At 61.7% G+C, this 15,067-nt stretch carries 14 protein-coding genes; 5 read left to right on the top strand and 9 right to left on the bottom strand.

All coding sequences use genetic code 11. The features are described 5' to 3' along the window. Positions 1-64: 64 nt before the first annotated feature. A complete protein-coding gene (gene def, locus NHF53_RS01190; RefSeq protein ID WP_252832777.1) occupies positions 65-580 on the bottom strand; it encodes a peptide deformylase in 516 nt (171 codons plus the stop codon). A 92-nt stretch (positions 581-672) separates the two neighbouring features. After that, a complete protein-coding gene (locus NHF53_RS01195) occupies positions 673-2,187 on the bottom strand; it encodes a globin-coupled sensor protein (RefSeq protein ID WP_252832778.1) in 1,515 nt (504 codons plus the stop codon). Between the two features lie 258 nt (positions 2,188-2,445). On the opposite strand from NHF53_RS01195, the gene rmuC reads away from it, so the two are divergent. The 3 genes from rmuC to NHF53_RS01210 all read left to right on the top strand — a co-directional run bounded on the left by rmuC (position 2,446) and on the right by NHF53_RS01210 (position 7,171). After that, positions 2,446-3,672, top strand: coding sequence for a DNA recombination protein RmuC (gene rmuC, locus NHF53_RS01200; RefSeq protein ID WP_252832779.1), 1,227 nt, complete (start codon positions 2,446-2,448; stop codon positions 3,670-3,672). 49 nt (positions 3,673-3,721) lie between these two features. Then, positions 3,722-4,621, top strand: coding sequence for a ribokinase (locus tag NHF53_RS01205; protein ID WP_252832780.1), 900 nt, complete (start codon positions 3,722-3,724; stop codon positions 4,619-4,621). Positions 4,622-4,858: 237 nt separating this feature from the next. After that, entirely contained in the window at positions 4,859-7,171 is a 2,313-nt protein-coding gene (locus tag NHF53_RS01210; protein ID WP_252832781.1) for a methyl-accepting chemotaxis protein, read from the top strand. Between the two features lie 62 nt (positions 7,172-7,233). On the opposite strand, the gene NHF53_RS01215 is transcribed toward NHF53_RS01210, so the two are convergent. Continuing rightward, positions 7,234-8,178, bottom strand: a complete 945-nt coding sequence (locus tag NHF53_RS01215) for a nucleoside hydrolase (protein ID WP_252832782.1) — start codon at positions 8,176-8,178, stop codon at positions 7,234-7,236. A 160-nt stretch (positions 8,179-8,338) separates the two neighbouring features. On the opposite strand from NHF53_RS01215, the gene NHF53_RS01220 reads away from it, so the two are divergent. Together NHF53_RS01220 and NHF53_RS01225 are read left to right on the top strand one after the other, a co-directional pair. Beyond that, complete coding sequence (locus tag NHF53_RS01220) at positions 8,339-8,764, top strand: Hsp20 family protein (RefSeq protein ID WP_252832783.1); 426 nt, start codon at positions 8,339-8,341, stop codon at positions 8,762-8,764. A 48-nt stretch (positions 8,765-8,812) separates the two neighbouring features. Next, a complete protein-coding gene (locus NHF53_RS01225) occupies positions 8,813-9,070 on the top strand; it encodes a DUF1150 family protein (protein WP_112685651.1) in 258 nt (85 codons plus the stop codon). A 3-nt stretch (positions 9,071-9,073) separates the two neighbouring features. Here the strand turns inward: NHF53_RS01225 and NHF53_RS01230 are convergent, their stop codons facing one another. From NHF53_RS01230 to ybeY, 6 genes are all read right to left on the bottom strand, one after another. Further along, on the bottom strand, positions 9,074-9,775 hold the full coding sequence (locus tag NHF53_RS01230) for a tRNA (guanosine(46)-N(7))-methyltransferase TrmB (RefSeq protein WP_252832784.1): 702 nt from the start codon (positions 9,773-9,775) through the stop codon (positions 9,074-9,076). A gap of 8 nt (positions 9,776-9,783) precedes the next feature. Beyond that, positions 9,784-11,022 carry a methionine adenosyltransferase gene (gene metK / locus NHF53_RS01235; protein WP_252832785.1) on the bottom strand — a complete coding sequence of 413 codons (1,239 nt, stop codon included), beginning with the start codon at positions 11,020-11,022 and terminating at the stop codon, positions 9,784-9,786. 171 nt (positions 11,023-11,193) lie between these two features. Next, positions 11,194-11,613 carry a helix-turn-helix domain-containing protein gene (locus tag NHF53_RS01240; protein ID WP_112685657.1) on the bottom strand — a complete coding sequence of 140 codons (420 nt, stop codon included), beginning with the start codon at positions 11,611-11,613 and terminating at the stop codon, positions 11,194-11,196. Between the two features lie 150 nt (positions 11,614-11,763). After that, positions 11,764-13,353, bottom strand: a complete 1,590-nt coding sequence (gene lnt, locus NHF53_RS01245; protein WP_252832786.1) for an apolipoprotein N-acyltransferase — start codon at positions 13,351-13,353, stop codon at positions 11,764-11,766. An 88-nt stretch (positions 13,354-13,441) separates the two neighbouring features. Next, on the bottom strand, positions 13,442-14,536 hold the full coding sequence (locus NHF53_RS01250) for a hemolysin family protein (RefSeq protein WP_252832787.1): 1,095 nt from the start codon (positions 14,534-14,536) through the stop codon (positions 13,442-13,444). Between the two features lie 12 nt (positions 14,537-14,548). Next, complete coding sequence (gene ybeY / locus NHF53_RS01255; RefSeq protein ID WP_252834875.1) at positions 14,549-15,055, bottom strand: rRNA maturation RNase YbeY; 507 nt, start codon at positions 15,053-15,055, stop codon at positions 14,549-14,551. Between the last annotated feature and the right edge of the window lie 12 nt (positions 15,056-15,067).

A 15,067-nucleotide genomic window follows, 5' to 3' on the forward strand; every position in this document is an offset into this window, starting at 1 on the left:
TGTTCTCGCCTCCGGCTCCCGAACGGGCTCGATTCGGGCCCTGCCGCTGCTCCGGGAGTCGGCGCTAGATCGCCTTGCCCCTGGCCGCCTTGGTGAACTTCTTGATGACCATTTCGCGCTTCAGCCGCGAGATATGGTCGATGAACAGGACGCCGTTCAGGTGATCGATCTCATGCTGCAGGCAGGTCGCGAGCAGGCCTTCGGCTTCCGTCGTCTGTTCCTTGCCGTCCCGGTTGATGGATCGCACAGTCACCTTGGCCGGGCGCTCCACCTCCGCGTAGTAGTCCGGTATCGACAGGCACCCTTCCTCATAGGTCGAGCGCTCGTCGGAGGACGTCAGGATCTCGGGATTGATGAAGACGAGCGGCTGCTTCTCTTCGTCCTCGCGGGAGACATCGATGACCAACAGGCGTCGCGCCACGCCAACCTGGACGGCGGCGAGCCCGATGCCCGGCGCGTCGTACATGGTTTCGAGCATGTCATCGGCAAGCTTGAGGATATCGGAATCCACCCGTTCGACGGGCTTGGAAACCTGACGGAGCAGGGGATCGGGGAGAATAATGAGGGGCTTTATCGTCATGGGCCTCCCATAACGCATCTGCCTCGCCGATGGAATCGAAAAACGCGAGGAAATATCCCTCGCGTTCGTTCGGTTTGTGCCGAAGCAGGATGTCAGGCAGCGAGGCCGCGCGCCTGCCCACGTGGCGTGGAGGACGGCAGGCGGACCTCGCCGCCGTCCGTGTTGATACGGCCCAGCAGATCGACGAGCCCCGCGACCTCGTTGCGCAGCCGGCGCGTCTCGGCGGACGTCTGTTCGACCATCGTCGAGTTTTCCTGCGTCAGGCCATCCATGCTGCGGGTCGCCTGGTTGATTCCGCTCAACCCCGAAGCCTGATCCTTGGCGGCAATCGCGATCTCGCCGACGAAGGTATTGATCGCATCGATGCGCCCGATGATGTCAGCCAGAGCCGTACCGGTGTTGGAGACGAGCCCGACGCCTTCGTTCACCTGCTGCGAACTCTGGGAGATCAGCCGCTTGATTTCCTTGGCCGCGTCGGCGCTGCGCTGCGCCAGCTGGCGAACTTCCTGCGCAACGACTGCGAAGCCCTTTCCGGCATCGCCTGCACGGGCCGCTTCGACGCCGGCGTTGAGCGCCAAGAGATTCGTCTGGAAGGCGATTTCATCGATGACCCCGATGATCTTCGAGATTTCGGCCGAAGACTTCTCGATCTCCGCCATGGCCGACACCGCCTGATTCACCACCTCGCCGGAGGTGCGGGCCTGTTGCTGCGTCTCCTTCACGACGGACGCGGCCCGTTCCGCGTTGGAAGCCGTCTGGCTGACGCTCACGGAGAGCTGCTGCAGGGCGGTCGAGCTTTCCTGGACACCGGCAGCTTGCTTGGAGGTGCGCAGCGCCAGTTCGTCCGAGGTGCGGGCAATTGTTTCCGTTCCGGCGAGAATTTCCTCCGAAGAGCGGCGAATGAGCTGGAAGGATTCGTTGAGGCGTGCCACGGCCTCGTTGTAGTCCGTCGCCATCTGTTTGAAATCGTCCGGCAGGTCGTCGGACATACGGGCCTTGAAGTCGCCGTGTGCCAAGGCCTCAAGGCCGCGGCGCAAATGCTGCATGGCGATCTGCTGATTGGCCTCGGACCGCTCGCGCTCCTCCTGAAGCTGCAGGCGCTTCTCTTCGAGCGCGTCGAGATACACGGAGATCGAATAATCCATGTCCAGCATGGAGGCCTTGACGAGTGCGCTCAGCTTGTCGGCAAGAGCCGCCGCATGATGCTTGCCGAAGGGGAACGGCCAGTGCTTTTTCAGCACGCCTGCGACCAGTTCGCTGACGAGCATCGAGTAGCCACCGATATACCATCGCGGCTCGAGGCCGACCCGGGCATGGGCCTTCCCGATCGCGGTAACGCCCTTGACGTATTCCTGCGTAAAGGTTCCGTTCGAAACGCGGTCCCAGTGACCGACCTGCGCCTTCTTCGCGGCCGCCATGTGGGTCTCGTCGCGGAAGAACCGGGCAAGATGCGGGGTCGACGCAACCTTGGCGTAGAATTTGTCGAGCGCGCCGCCCAGAATCTCGGAGAGAGTTGGCCGCAGCGAATGAAGCGTGCGACAGGTCTTCTCGTCGAGTTCGATGAAATCGAGGCGCTGCCTCAGGCTGTCGTCACCACTCTCCTGCATGTTGCCTCGCAATAATCTCCGGCGCGCGATCAGGCGCTTTCCGATCGGGTGAAATGAATCTAGCGAAGACTTTGCGCAAAACCCTAAACGGAGGATGAATGACCGAAGCAAAATGTCATCAACAGCATACCTGATGGTGCGTCGTGCAACGCTCTTCGTCCACGGCCTGCAGAAGCTCGTCGGGCGATTGCCCGTGATCAGACCTCCGTTCCCGTCTTGATCTGTCATCGACAACCGAATCTGTCTAGATTGGACAATATGAACGCTGCTCCTTCTTTCTCCGGCACGCCGGTCTTCATCATCGGCGACTTTGTCGTTTCTTTCCCCCTGTTCGTGCTGAGCCTCGGGGTGTTCGTGCTCGCCGCACTGGTAGCCTGGGTGATCGCCGCGATGAGGAGCAGCCGGATGCGGCTCCGCATGGAGATGGAGGCCTCCCAGCGAGAGGCGACTGCCGAGGCCCGTATGGCGGAGCTTCTGCGTGCCCAGGCGGAAATGCAGGGACGGCTCGCAGCCATGGCCGACGTCTTCGGCACCAAACAGTCGGAGTTCAATCAGGCCATCAATCAGCGGCTCGACGGCATGTCGCACAGGATCGGCGCGACGATCAGCGAGCAGACGAAGAGCACGCACGAGAACCTGCGCCGGCTGCAGGAGCGCCTTGCGGTCATCGACGCTGCCCAGAACAACATCCAGTCGCTCGCAAAGGATGTCGTCGGCCTCCAGGCCATCCTTTCGAACAAGCAGACGCGCGGTGCCTTCGGACAGTCTCGGATGGAGACGATCGTTGCGGACGGGCTGCCGATTGGTGCCTATGCCTTCCAGTCGACGCTTTCCACAGGCTCGCGACCGGACTGCACGATCCGCATGCCGAACGACTCCCCGCCGCTGGTTGTCGACGCGAAATTTCCACTGGAGGCCTGGAACGCCATCCGCGACGCGGAAACGGCGGAGGCGAAGAAGATTGCAAGCCAGCAGTTCCGTCGGGACATGGAGGTGCATCTGCGGGACATCGCCGAGAAATACCTCATTCCCGGCGAGACCCAGGACATGGCCTTCCTTTTCGTTCCGTCGGAATCGATCTTCGCGGAGATCCACGAGAACTTCGAGGGCATTGTTCAGAAAGCGCACCGCATGCGTGTGGTGATCGTCTCGCCCTCACTGCTGATGCTCTCGATACAGGTGATCCAGGCAGTCCTGAAGGATCAGCGCATGCGGGAGCAGGCGCACCTCATCCAGGGGGAGGTCATCCACCTGATGGAGGACCTCGCACGCCTCGATGATCGAACGCGCAAACTGCAGAGCCATTTCCTGGCCGCCCAGAAAGACGTCGACATGATCCTCACGTCGGCCGACAAGCTGACCAAACGGGGAGCTAAGATCGAGGCTCTGGAATTTCAGTCCGGCAACGGCGAGGAAGGCGGTGCGGCACGCACGGTCGAGAGCAAGACAGGCCTGCTCAAGCTTCGGGTCGTTGACGAAGACTGACCCGCGGGCCAAACTCGCCTTCAAGACTTCCAAAGGACGGAAACACTCGATGATCACCGTATTCGGTTCCATCAATATGGATCTCATTGCCACGACGACACGGCTCCCGAAGCCCGGAGAAACCGTCGCCGGCAAGGATTTCTCGACGGCCGCAGGTGGCAAGGGCGCAAACCAGGCACTTGCCGCGACACGCGCCGGCGCACGTGTTCGCATGGTGGGCGCGGTCGGCAGCGACGCATTCGCCGCTCCGGCACTGGAGCTCCTCGATCGGGCAGGAACCGATCTTTCCTCGGTCAGCAAGACCTCAGCTCCGACGGGCACCGCGCTCATTCTGGTCGGCGGCGACGGAGAAAACATGATTGCGGTGGTACCCGGCGCGAACGGCACGCTCGGCGAGGCGGACGCGCGGGCCGCGATCGATGCCATGGCGCAGACCGACATCCTGATGCTTCAGCTCGAAATTCCGGCCGGGGCCGTGGAGGAGGCCCTGTCACGCGCGCGGGACCGGGAGATCACCACGATCATCAATATCGCCCCGTTGACTGCCGAGGCGGCGCGCCTCGGCCGGATGGCAAACATCGTAATCGCCAACGAAACGGAATTCGAGCGTCTCGCCGCGAGGGATGGCATGGGAGCGGACGAACGCGAGAAGGCGCTGCTGCGGCTACATGAGGAAACGGGGCAGACCCTCGTCGTTACGCTCGGCGCCGACGGCGTCATTGCGGTGCATCAAGGCGAACTGGTCCAGGTTAGCGGACTCAAGATCGTGCCTGTCGACACGGTCGGTGCCGGCGACACCTTCTGCGGCTACTTTGCAGCGGGACTGGATCAGGGTCTCTCCTTCAAGGACGCTCTCCGCCGGGCCGCGGTCGCGGGCTCACTTGCCTGCCTGAAGTCGGGCGCACAGCCTTCGATTCCGCTGTCGGACGAGGTTGCCACCAGGCTCTGACGCCCATCCCCGATCTGTTCCTGTCCGTGCTGGTGACGACACCGGCGCGCGTTGTCGTTCGAGGTCAGAAAAAACCGGCCGTTCATTCAATATGCATTAAACTTTCTATTCTTATTCTCGGACCGCTTTCTCCGGCGCCGCCGCTGCACGGAGTGAAACACCGCTCCATGAAGGAGCATTCCCTCCGTATGACCAATTCAACGCGCCGGGCCTCCGGCGTGCGGGTTCGAGGCCGTCATGTTGAAACTGATTTCCAAGTCCATCGCCTTCAAGCTGCAGCTCGTCACCGGCGTCGCCATCGCGCTGGTGCTCGCCCTTTCCAACCTGGTTCTTATTTCCCAGACCCGCGATCGCGTCCAGGCGCTGACGATGGAGCAGGCCGACAGCCAGGCGAGCGCAATCGCCAATGAGGTCGCCGGCGATATCGGCGAGCTCGCCAGCGCCGCTCGCTCGATGGCGGGCGTGCTCGGCCGCGGGCATGAAGCGCAGTCGTTCGATCGCAAGGGTGCCATCAATCTTCTGAAAGCCAACGTCGAACAAAATGCCTTCGCCTTCGGCAGCTGGTTCTGCGAAGTCGCGCAGGCATTCGACGGCCGCAAGGAGGACACCGTCAAGAATCTCGAACTCGCCGGAAACGACAATGGCGTCTTCACGCCCTACTGGTCGAAGACGCAGGACGGCGGCGTACAGTTTTCCACCTTCAACAACGACTATACGCAGGAGTGGTTTGCCCTCGCCGCAAAGAGCGGCAAGGGCGCCATCACCGCCCCGTATCTGGCAGAAGGAACCGAGGTCCCCACGACCATGAGTTCGATCGCCTATCCGGTGGTCTCCGGCGGCAAGATGATCGGCGTCACGGGCGTCGATATCTCGCTCGGTTCTCTCTCCGAAAAACTACAGGCGCTCAAGCCGTTCGAGACCGGCCGGGTCATGCTCGTCGGGCATACCGGGCAGTGGCTCGTGGCTCCGTCGGCCGATCTGTTGATGAAGCCCTATGACGGCGAAGGAGCGGACAAGCTCAAGGCGGCACTATCCTCAGGCAAGCCCGAGACGCTGCTCAACGTCTCTGCCGCTGGGGCAGAACCTTTCGATCGCCTGATCTATCCCTTCGCCGTGCCGGGCGTAAACACCACCTGGGCGGTCATCGTCGACATTCCCGAAAGCGCAATCAGCGCGCCGGTCGAGGCACAAACCGTCATGATGATCATCGGCGGCCTTGTCGTGCTCTGCGCGGTCATGGCTGCACTCTATCTTGCCGCACGCGCCTATGTTCAGAAGCCGTTGCACGCCATCGTCGCAGACGTCGATCGTCTCGGTGCCGGCAACTACGAGACGGCGGTCGAGGGACAGAACCGTACCGACGAGCTGGGACTTGTGGCCAAGGCTCTCGAAGGCTTCCGCCATCGTCTTTCCGAAGGGCGGACACTCGAGGGTGAAGCAGCGCGGCAGCGCCGGGCAGCAGAGGACGAGCGCAACCGTTCCGAAGCGGAACGCGAGGAAAGCGCCTCCCTCCAGCAGAAGGTGGTCACCATGCTCGGCACCGGACTATCGGAACTTTCGAACGGCAATCTCGGCTATCGCATCCAGGCCGATTTCCCTGGCGAATACGCCGCGCTGAAGGCCGACTTCAACGCCGCCGTCGCCAGCCTCGAAAACGCGATCAACGCCGTCAACGTGAGCGTCGGAGCGATCAACAACGGCAGTACCGAGATCAGCGACAGCGCGGATAACCTCTCGCGGCGCACCGAACAGCAGGCGGCGAGCCTCGAGGAGACGGCTGCCGCGCTCAACCAGCTCACCGAGCAGGTGAACTCCAGCGCGGACAATGCAGCAATCGCGGCACGCACGGTGCAGCTTGCCTGCCAGGATGCCGAGCGCTCCGGCGAGGTCGTCCAGCGGGCGGTCACGTCCATGCACGGCATCGAGCAGTCGTCCGGAGAAATCTCCCGCATTATCGGGGTCATTGACGAAATCGCCTTCCAGACCAATCTGCTGGCGCTCAACGCGGGCGTCGAGGCCGCGCGCGCCGGGGAAGCCGGCAAGGGCTTCGCCGTCGTGGCACAGGAGGTGCGGGAACTCGCCCAGCGCTCCGCCAACGCGGCAAAGGAAATCAAGGCCCTGATCACGGCCTCGGGCGCCCAGGTCAAGGATGGCGTGGCCCTTGTGGGTGAAGCCGGCGACACGCTGCACAAGATTGCCGAACAGGTCATGCAGATCAATACGATCATCGCCGAGATCTCCGCATCGGCGACGGAGCAGGCCTCGGGTCTCAAGGAAATCAATACCGCCGTCCACCAGATGGACCAGGTCACGCAACAGAATGCGGCCATGGTCGAGGAAACCACAGCGGCGAGCATGACATTGAAGACCGAGGCGCAGAACCTGAGATCACTGGTGACGCGTTTCCGCACCTCCGGCGCCGCACGGGAGACGATAGCACCGCCCGCGTATCCGGCAGTCGCAACGCGCGAACCCGCCCGTGTCGCCAGACCGGCGGTCCGCGGTGGCGCGGCAGCTGTTGCCGTCCAGGAGAGCTGGGAAGAATTTTAAGCCGCGACGCAACGGTACTACAAACCATAAGGCCGCGGGCTTTGTCCGCGGCCTTTTCGCTTTCAGAGTCGCGCAAGCCGCTCGGTCAAGAGGTCGAAGAAGCCGTCTGAATCCACGTGACGCATGACCCTGGCGTTCGGCGTGCGCCCGGAGACACGCCACCAATCGACGACGGTCATGCCCATCGTGAGTTCGGAGGTCGTCTCGATCTCGACGTTGCAGTTGCGCCCCGTAAATAGTTCCGGCTTCAGCAGATACGCGATTACCGTTGGGTCATGCAGCGGCCCGCCGTCCGAACCATATTTCTCGACATCGAAGCGCTCGAAGAATTCGAGCCAGTCCACCATGGCCTTGGCCGGACGGGTGCCGATTGCGGCGATTCGCGCGACCCTCGCCTTCGTCGTCATGAGCTGGTGGGTCACGTCGAGCGGCATCATCACGATCGGGATACCCGAGCGGAAGACGATGTCGGCGGCCTGAGGATCGACGAAGATGTTGAACTCTGCGGCGGGCGTGATGTTGCCTCCTTCGGAGAAGCCGCCGCCCATCATCACGAGTTCGCGGACACGCGGCGCAATATCCGGCGCCTTGCGCAACGCCATGCCGATATTGGTCAGCGGTCCGAGCGTACAGAGCGTAACGGTTCCCTCCTCCTCGCGACGCAGTGTTTCGATGATGAAATCAACCGCGTGCTGCGGGCGAACGGCCATTGTCGGTTCGTCGAGCACGGCTCCGTCGAGACCGGTCTTGCCATGAACATGCTCGGCGGTCACCAGCGGCCGCTCGAGCGGCCTGTCGGCCCCCTCGTAGACGCCGATGTCGGAGCGTCCCGCCAATTCGCAAACGATGCGGGCATTGCGGCTCGTCAGCCTGAGGGGCACATTGCCGGCGACCGCACATATCCCGAGTACCTCGATCTCATCGGGGCTGCCGAACGCCAGCATGAGCGCAGCGGCGTCATCCTGACCCGGATCCGTATCGATGATGATTTTTCTGCGCGCGGTCATTCGTCGGTCACCTCTGCTCGTTATCGCACCGGGTGATGGGCGCGCAGGCAAGCCTTGTCAAGCTCACGCATGCTTGCAGTCGATGGGACCTCACCCCATATGGGGAGCGTCGGCCCAGACGTGTGACTGCCGGTGGCCGACGACGAGACGAGGACGACGAATGAGCCGTATGAAACCACTCGCGCCCCCCTTGCTGTTGGGCTTCGAGTCGAACAACTCGGTTGTCACGCAGATCGCCCGCGCAAACGACGGCTACCCACCCTACGATATCGAGCGATTGCGCGAGACGGGCGGTGCCCCGGAGCGACTGCGAATCACGCTTGCGGTAGCCGGTTTCTCCGAAAGCGAGCTCGACGTTTCACTGCAGGCGAACAGGCTGATCGTGCGAGGCAAGCAGACCGAGCGGGCGGATGGCGATTTCCTCTTTCGAGGCATCGCGGCGCGGCAGTTTCAACGCGTCTTCCTGCTGGCCGAGGGCATGGAAGTCCTTGGCGCGACACTGAAAAATGGACTTCTGTCGATCGATCTCGTGCGGCCGGAGCCGGCACAAATGGTGAAGAAAATTAACATTTCGACGGCACAATAGGGTCAACGGCCTGATGAGCCGTTGCTCCCTTATCGGTGGAGGATCGGAATGTTACTGAGAGAAGCAAACGCCCGACTGACGCAATCCGAACTGGCGCATCTTGGCACAGGCGAAGTCGGCTACATCCGGAAAATGCGATTCGACGAGATTTCGCGCTGCTTTCCCGAGGCTCCTGAGGTCGATCCGAGGCTCGATCTCTGGGCGTTGTTCGGTGCCGACGGCACCCCCATTCTGCTCACCGACAATCGGTCCAGCACCTTCTACAAGGCCGCAGAGGACGAGCTTCAGACCGTCAGCCTGCACTGACGGTCAAACCTTGCGGAAGGTGAGATAGGCGGAACCTCGGCCCTCACGCCGGGCTTTTGCTTCGTAGCGCGTACCCGGCCATCCGGCAAACGGCGTCTTCCAGTCAGCTGCATTTCTCGCAATCCACTCGAAGCCGCCATGGTCGCGGCAGTGGACAAGCGTCCAATTGACATAGGTGTCGATGTCCGAGGCGAAGCAGAAGAGCCCGCCCGGTTTCAGCACACGATGAAAGCGCGCCAGATTGGCTTGCGATACGAACCGACGCTTCCAGTGTTTTTTCTTCGGCCATGGATCCGGATAGAGAAGATCGATCTGATCGAGACATGCATCCGGCAACCAGTCGAGAAGAGCGGTCGCGTCGTCGTCATAGAGACGAATGTTGCGAAGCCCCCTGGCCTCGACCTCGGCCAGCAGCTTCGCCATCGAATTGACGAAAGGCTCGACGCCGATGAAGCCGGTGGATGAGGTTTCTGTCGCCCGGTGTATGAGGTGCTCACCACCGCCGAAGCCGATTTCCAGACGCAGCTTGTCGACCGGGACGGGAAAAAGCTCTTCAAGTTTCTCGGGCGATGGCGTCGAAAGATCGACCCGCAGTGCCGGCAGCAGGCTGCTCATCCGCTCGAGCTGTTGCTCCCGAAGGGGTTTTCCCTTTCGGCGACCGAAGAATGCTTCGGTCGCCCGGCTGCGGCGTTCGGAGGAGGTCATCGGCAGTATCAGGCTTTCACGGCATCCTTGAGCGGCTTGACCAGGTCGAGGCGCTCCCAGGAGAAGGAGCCGTCACGACCCGGCTTGCGCCCGAAGTGACCGTAAGCGGCCGTCTTGGCGTAGATCGGCTTGTTGAGGTCGAGGTGACGGCGGATGCCCGATGGCGAAAGATCCATGACCTTGCGGATTGCCGCCTCGACCTGCTCTTCGCTGACCGTGCCGGTACCATGCAGGTCGACATAGATCGACAGCGGCTGGGCGATGCCGATCGCGTAGGAAAGCTGGATCGTGCAACGGTCCGCAAGGCCGGCGGCTACGACGTTCTTTGCGAGATAGCGCGCGGCGTAGGCCGCTGAGCGGTCGACCTTTGTCGTGTCCTTGCCGGAGAAGGCGCCGCCACCGTGAGGGGCAGCTCCGCCGTAGGTGTCGACGATGATCTTGCGGCCGGTGAGGCCTGCATCCCCGTCCGGGCCGCCGATAACGAACTTGCCGGTCGGGTTTACGTACCAGTTGCAGTCGTCGGCGATCTTGAGGTCGCCTACCGCTTCACGGACATACGGTTCCACGACGGAGCGGACCTTGGCGGAGTCCCAGCTCTCGTCCAGGTGCTGGGTCGACAACACGATGGAGACGATCTCGGACGGTTTGCCGTCGACATACCGTACCGTGACCTGGCTCTTGGCGTCGGGGCCGAGCTTGGCCGCCTCGCCTTCGCCCTTCTTGCGGGCGGCGGCGAGCAGTTGCAGGATGCGGTGGGAGTAATAGATGGGCGCCGGCATGAGGTCCGGGGTCTCGCGGCAGGCATAGCCGAACATGATGCCCTGGTCGCCCGCACCTTCGCTGTTTGCATGGTCGGCTGCCTTGTCGACGCCCTGCGCGATGTGAGCAGACTGGAAATGCAGCAGGACGTCAATCTTCACGGTCTTCCAGTGGAAGCCGTCCTGTTCATAGCCGATGTCACGGATCGCCTTGCGAGCCGCCGACTTGAACTTGGAGGGATTGATGACCTCGTTGCCGTTCTTGTCCTTCTTCATGAGGCTCGGCGGAAGCCGAACCTCGCCGGCGATCACGACACGATTGGTCGTCGCAAGGGTTTCACAGGCGATGCGCACGCCCCAAGGGTCGACGCCGGTCTTTGCCGCTTCCCTGTAAACCAGATCGACGATTTCGTCGGAAATCCGATCGCAAACCTTGTCCGGATGACCTTCGGAAACGGATTCGCTCGTGAAAAGATAATTAGCGCGCATGCGGGATTCCCCTCAAAGAACAAGCCGCATTCTTGTTATTCAGTTCACGGCCGAAAGACAAGCGCACAACGACATAAATATATCTTTATGTGGTCGCCCGGGCACTTCGCGAGACACGAAAAAAGGCGACCCCGAAGGGCCGCCTCCCATCGCCCCCAAAGACGAAGGAAATCACTCGCCGTCTGCTTCGGCGGCCAGAGCCTTGACGAGATCGACGATCTTGCGGCGGACCTTCGGGTCGGCAATCTTCACGAAAGCACGATTGAGCTGCAGGCCTTCCGACGAAGACAGAAAATCCACGACGTAGTTGGAGCTCGACGCTTCGGCCATGCCGGCGGCAACATTTCCCTGTTCGCCCGGCGCATCCTCGAAAAAGAAGGAAACCGGCACGTTCAGGATGCTCGAAATGTTCTGAAGGCGGCTGGCACCAACGCGGTTGGTACCCTTCTCGTACTTCTGGATCTGCTGGAAGGTGATGCCGAGGCTCTCGCCCAGCTTTTCCTGACTCATCCCAAGCATGGTTCTGCGAAGACGAATCCGGCTTCCGACGTGAATGTCTATCGGGTTCGGCTTCTTCTTATTCTCGATCATGATGTGATCCTGACAAAAGTTGGCAAAGGACCGACAACCCGGTTTGCTTGCAGGGAACCATAACGAGGCGTTGTAAGGCCAACAGACGGAACTCGAAGCATACGTACAGATTGGTGGTTTCTTCCACTATGCATTTTTAGGGGTTTTTGGTCAATTCTTCCCGAAAATAAAACCCATGCGTGAAAAGACCGCACCTATGACGACAACTGCCCATATCGCCCAGAAGTTGCGCTCTCGGAAGTTGTTTCCTAATTTAGGGCCTGAATCAATATTTACGGTTGCATCCTCAACGCCATGCGCGTCGAGCGAAAGACCGGAAAAAGTCCGTCCGCGCTCGTCGATCACGGCCGAAATTCCGTTGTTTGCGCTGCGGATCAAAGGCAATCCGTTCTCGACGGCCCGCACACGCGCCTGCAGAAAGTGCTGGTATGGGCCGGGCGTGCGACCGAACCAGGCATCGTTGGTAATGTTGAGAATGGCTCCCGCGTCCGCCCAGTCGCCCGTCATCTCCGCGGGGAAGATCACCTCGTAGCAGATCAACGGGTAGAGCTTTACGCCGCCGGGCAGCGTAAGCATCGTGCGATCGGCGGCCGCGGAGAACCCGCCCGGCAGACTGATCAGGTTGTCGAAACCGATCCGCCTCAGAACATCCTCGAATGGCACGTACTCGCCGAATGGCGTCAGGTGAACCTTGTCAGAGGCGGCGACAATCTGCCCCTTGTCGTCGATCACGTAGATCGAATTGTAATAGCGCGGCGGACGGCCGGCCCCTTGCGTCTCCGATCGGACCGTACCCGTGACGAGAACCTGCCCCTCCTGCAGCATGTCGGCGATGCTTGTGAGAGCATCCGGGTTTTCGGTCAGGATGAAGGGAATCGAGGTCTCGGGCCAAACGATGACATCGGGACGCTTACCACCCTCTGCGACGGGCAGGACCGAGAGCTCCAGATGCGTCTTGAAGATCGCCTCGCGATCGCCGTTTGCAAGCTTCTTCGCCTGATCGATCGCGGGCTGGACGAGCCGGACCGTCAGTTGCTTGCTATCGCCCGCCTCCGGCATAGACAACCGATAGGCTCCGTAGCCGAGATGGAGCAGGAACAGGCCCGCGGCGATCGCAAGGCCTGGCACCGCCCCCCGTCGCGTGCCGAGCAAGGCAGGCGCCGAAAAGACGAGAACGGCGAGCGTCGTCACACCGAAAAGGCCGAGAACGTGCACGGATTGCATCATCAACGGGATCGGCATTGCACCATAGCCGATCGCATTCCACGGAAAGCCGGTCGCGACGAAACTGCGCAGCCATTCGGCAAGTCCGAAGCCCGCCGCAAGCGCCAGAATCCGCCCGAAATCGTCGGACCAGAGGAGCCGGGCGACGAGCGCTGCGAAGCCGTAGAAGACGGCAAGGACCGCGGGCAACCCGATAACCGCGAGCGGCAGTGCCCAGGCGAACTCATCCGCTTCCAGGAGCAGGGCGTGGCCAAGCCACCAGAGGCCGGCGACAAAATAGCCGAAGCCGAAAAGCCAACCGATAAGGAAGGCGGATCGCAAGCCGAAAGACGTGCCGTTCTCTGGATGGCTCGCCGTCCCGTCCAGAAGCCAGACGAGCAGGGTAAATGCGATGAAGAGAGCCGCGACGAATCCGTACGGCGGCAGGGCAAGTGCCCCGATCGCGCCTGCGAGCACCGCCAGCGCGATCCTCGTCATTCCCCAGAACAGCATGATTCTGCCTGCCAGCCGCTCCATGCGCTTTCCTTCCCCTGTCGCGAATCAACCCGCGGCAGTCTCCCAAAATTCGGTGGGTTTGTCGCGCGAAGGGCGGGAAAGGCAGCCTTCAGTGGGTTGGATCGGGTACGACCGGTGAGACTGTCGCTTCGGATCCGACGGGCGACACTGCTTGAACGGCCGGCGCGGCATCGCCACGGGCAACCGGAGACTGGTGCTGCGCTCGTTTCCGCGTGACGCGCACCCGCTTGATGCGACGTGGATCGGCATCCAGGATGTGGAACGTGAAGCCGGCAAGCACTTCGACGGCTTCGCCCCGGCTGGGGATGCGCCCGAGCGCATAAAAGATAAGACCGCCGAGGGTGTCGACATCTTCGCTCTGTTCGCGGACATCGAAGTCCGAACCGATGACGCCTGCGATCTCTTCGAGTTCGACCCGGGCATCGGCGACGAAGACATCCTCGGAGAGACGGACAACCTTCGCGTCGTGCTCGTCGTCATGCTCGTCTTCGATGTCGCCGACCACCATCTCGAGGATGTCCTCATGCGAGACGAGACCGTCGGTACCGCCGTATTCGTCGATGACGAGCGCCATCTGCGTGCGCGCCGCCCGCATCCGGTTCAGAAGGTCGGAGGCAAGCATGGAGGGTGGCACGAAGAGGACCGGCCGGACGATTGCCGCGTCGGCCACGGTTTTCGAAAGGTCGACGGAGCCAAGATCGAGCGCGGCTGCGCCGGCGCCATTCTTGGCCTGCTTGGTCAGATAGGAAAGAAGATCGCGGATGTGGACCATTCCCCGGGGATCATCGAGGGTCTCATGGTAGACCGGCATGCGCGAACGACCGGATTCCTCGAAGATCGTCATCAGTTCGCCGAGACTGGTGCTCTGGTCGACCGCTTCTATGTCAACGCGAGGGATCATCACGTCTTCCACACGCACCTCGCGGAAACGCAGGATGTTGTGAAGCATCGCCCGTTCTTCAGGGGAGAAGGCCTCATTTGCACCGGAATCCGCCAGAAGCGCATCGGTCAGGTCTTCCCGCAGATTGGTGGCATGAAGGGGCCGGAGAATGCGGGCCGCGCGCGCCCAGAAAGACGTCGGCGCCCTGCCCGTACTCTCAGGCTTTATAGGACTCCCGCCCTCATCTGAAGCGCCGTCTCCCTCTGCGGTGTCGACGGTTGTTCTTGCTGTAAAATCGCTCATCATTCCATACTGTCAGATCGGGTCTTGCCCCGCATAGGGATCAGATAGGCCAAGTGAGGCCAAAATGCGAGTCTCAAGCCCTTCCATTATCTCTGCTTCGCTCGCATCCATGTGATCGTAGCCGAACAGATGCAGAAAGCCGTGCATGAGGAGATGGGTGAGGTGCTCCTCGAAGGTCTTCGAGAGTTCATCCGCCTCACGCTCCACCGTCTGTCTGGCGATCACAATATCCCCAAGCATCGGTCCGGGCATCCCCCCAGGAGTGAGGGGAAACGCGGGAAAGGAAAGGACATTGGTTGGCTTGTCCTGATTTCGCCACTCCGCATTGATCTCGCGGATTGCCGCATCGTCGGTGAAGACCAGCGACACTTCGGGAACCATGTCCGGGAAAGGCTGTCCCTCGTGGCCGGCGAGATAGTCAGCCGCTGCCCCGAGAACTCTCTCGCAGAGAGCCTGCAACGCAGGCTCCGGCGGCCAACCATCATCCTCGATGGAAATTTGTATGTCGAGTTCCTGCATCTTCTTCCAGTC

It is taken from the genome of Ciceribacter sp. RN22, from assembly GCF_024054295.1.
GTDB classification, from domain to species: Bacteria; Pseudomonadota; Alphaproteobacteria; order Rhizobiales; family Rhizobiaceae; genus Allorhizobium; species Allorhizobium lividum.

What these genes read in the sequence shown, in the direction of transcription:
- def (WP_252832777.1), bottom strand. Translation starts at nt 580, where the DNA reads ATGACGATAAAGCCCCTCATTATTCTCCCCGATCCCCTGCTCCGTCAG.
- NHF53_RS01240 (WP_112685657.1), bottom strand. Translation starts at nt 11,613, where the DNA reads ATGATCGAGAATAAGAAGAAGCCGAACCCGATAGACATTCACGTCGGA.
- ybeY (WP_252834875.1), bottom strand. Translation starts at nt 15,055, where the DNA reads ATGCAGGAACTCGACATACAAATTTCCATCGAGGATGATGGTTGGCCG.
- NHF53_RS01205 (WP_252832780.1), top strand. Translation starts at nt 3,722, where the DNA reads ATGATCACCGTATTCGGTTCCATCAATATGGATCTCATTGCCACGACG.
- NHF53_RS01230 (WP_252832784.1), bottom strand. Translation starts at nt 9,775, where the DNA reads ATGACCTCCTCCGAACGCCGCAGCCGGGCGACCGAAGCATTCTTCGGT.
- NHF53_RS01225 (WP_112685651.1), top strand. Translation starts at nt 8,813, where the DNA reads ATGTTACTGAGAGAAGCAAACGCCCGACTGACGCAATCCGAACTGGCG.
- rmuC (WP_252832779.1), top strand. Translation starts at nt 2,446, where the DNA reads ATGAACGCTGCTCCTTCTTTCTCCGGCACGCCGGTCTTCATCATCGGC.
- metK (WP_252832785.1), bottom strand. Translation starts at nt 11,022, where the DNA reads ATGCGCGCTAATTATCTTTTCACGAGCGAATCCGTTTCCGAAGGTCAT.
- NHF53_RS01250 (WP_252832787.1), bottom strand. Translation starts at nt 14,536, where the DNA reads ATGAGCGATTTTACAGCAAGAACAACCGTCGACACCGCAGAGGGAGAC.
- NHF53_RS01215 (WP_252832782.1), bottom strand. Translation starts at nt 8,178, where the DNA reads ATGACCGCGCGCAGAAAAATCATCATCGATACGGATCCGGGTCAGGAT.
- NHF53_RS01220 (WP_252832783.1), top strand. Translation starts at nt 8,339, where the DNA reads ATGAGCCGTATGAAACCACTCGCGCCCCCCTTGCTGTTGGGCTTCGAG.
- NHF53_RS01210 (WP_252832781.1), top strand. Translation starts at nt 4,859, where the DNA reads ATGTTGAAACTGATTTCCAAGTCCATCGCCTTCAAGCTGCAGCTCGTC.
- NHF53_RS01195 (WP_252832778.1), bottom strand. Translation starts at nt 2,187, where the DNA reads ATGCAGGAGAGTGGTGACGACAGCCTGAGGCAGCGCCTCGATTTCATC.
- lnt (WP_252832786.1), bottom strand. Translation starts at nt 13,353, where the DNA reads ATGGAGCGGCTGGCAGGCAGAATCATGCTGTTCTGGGGAATGACGAGG.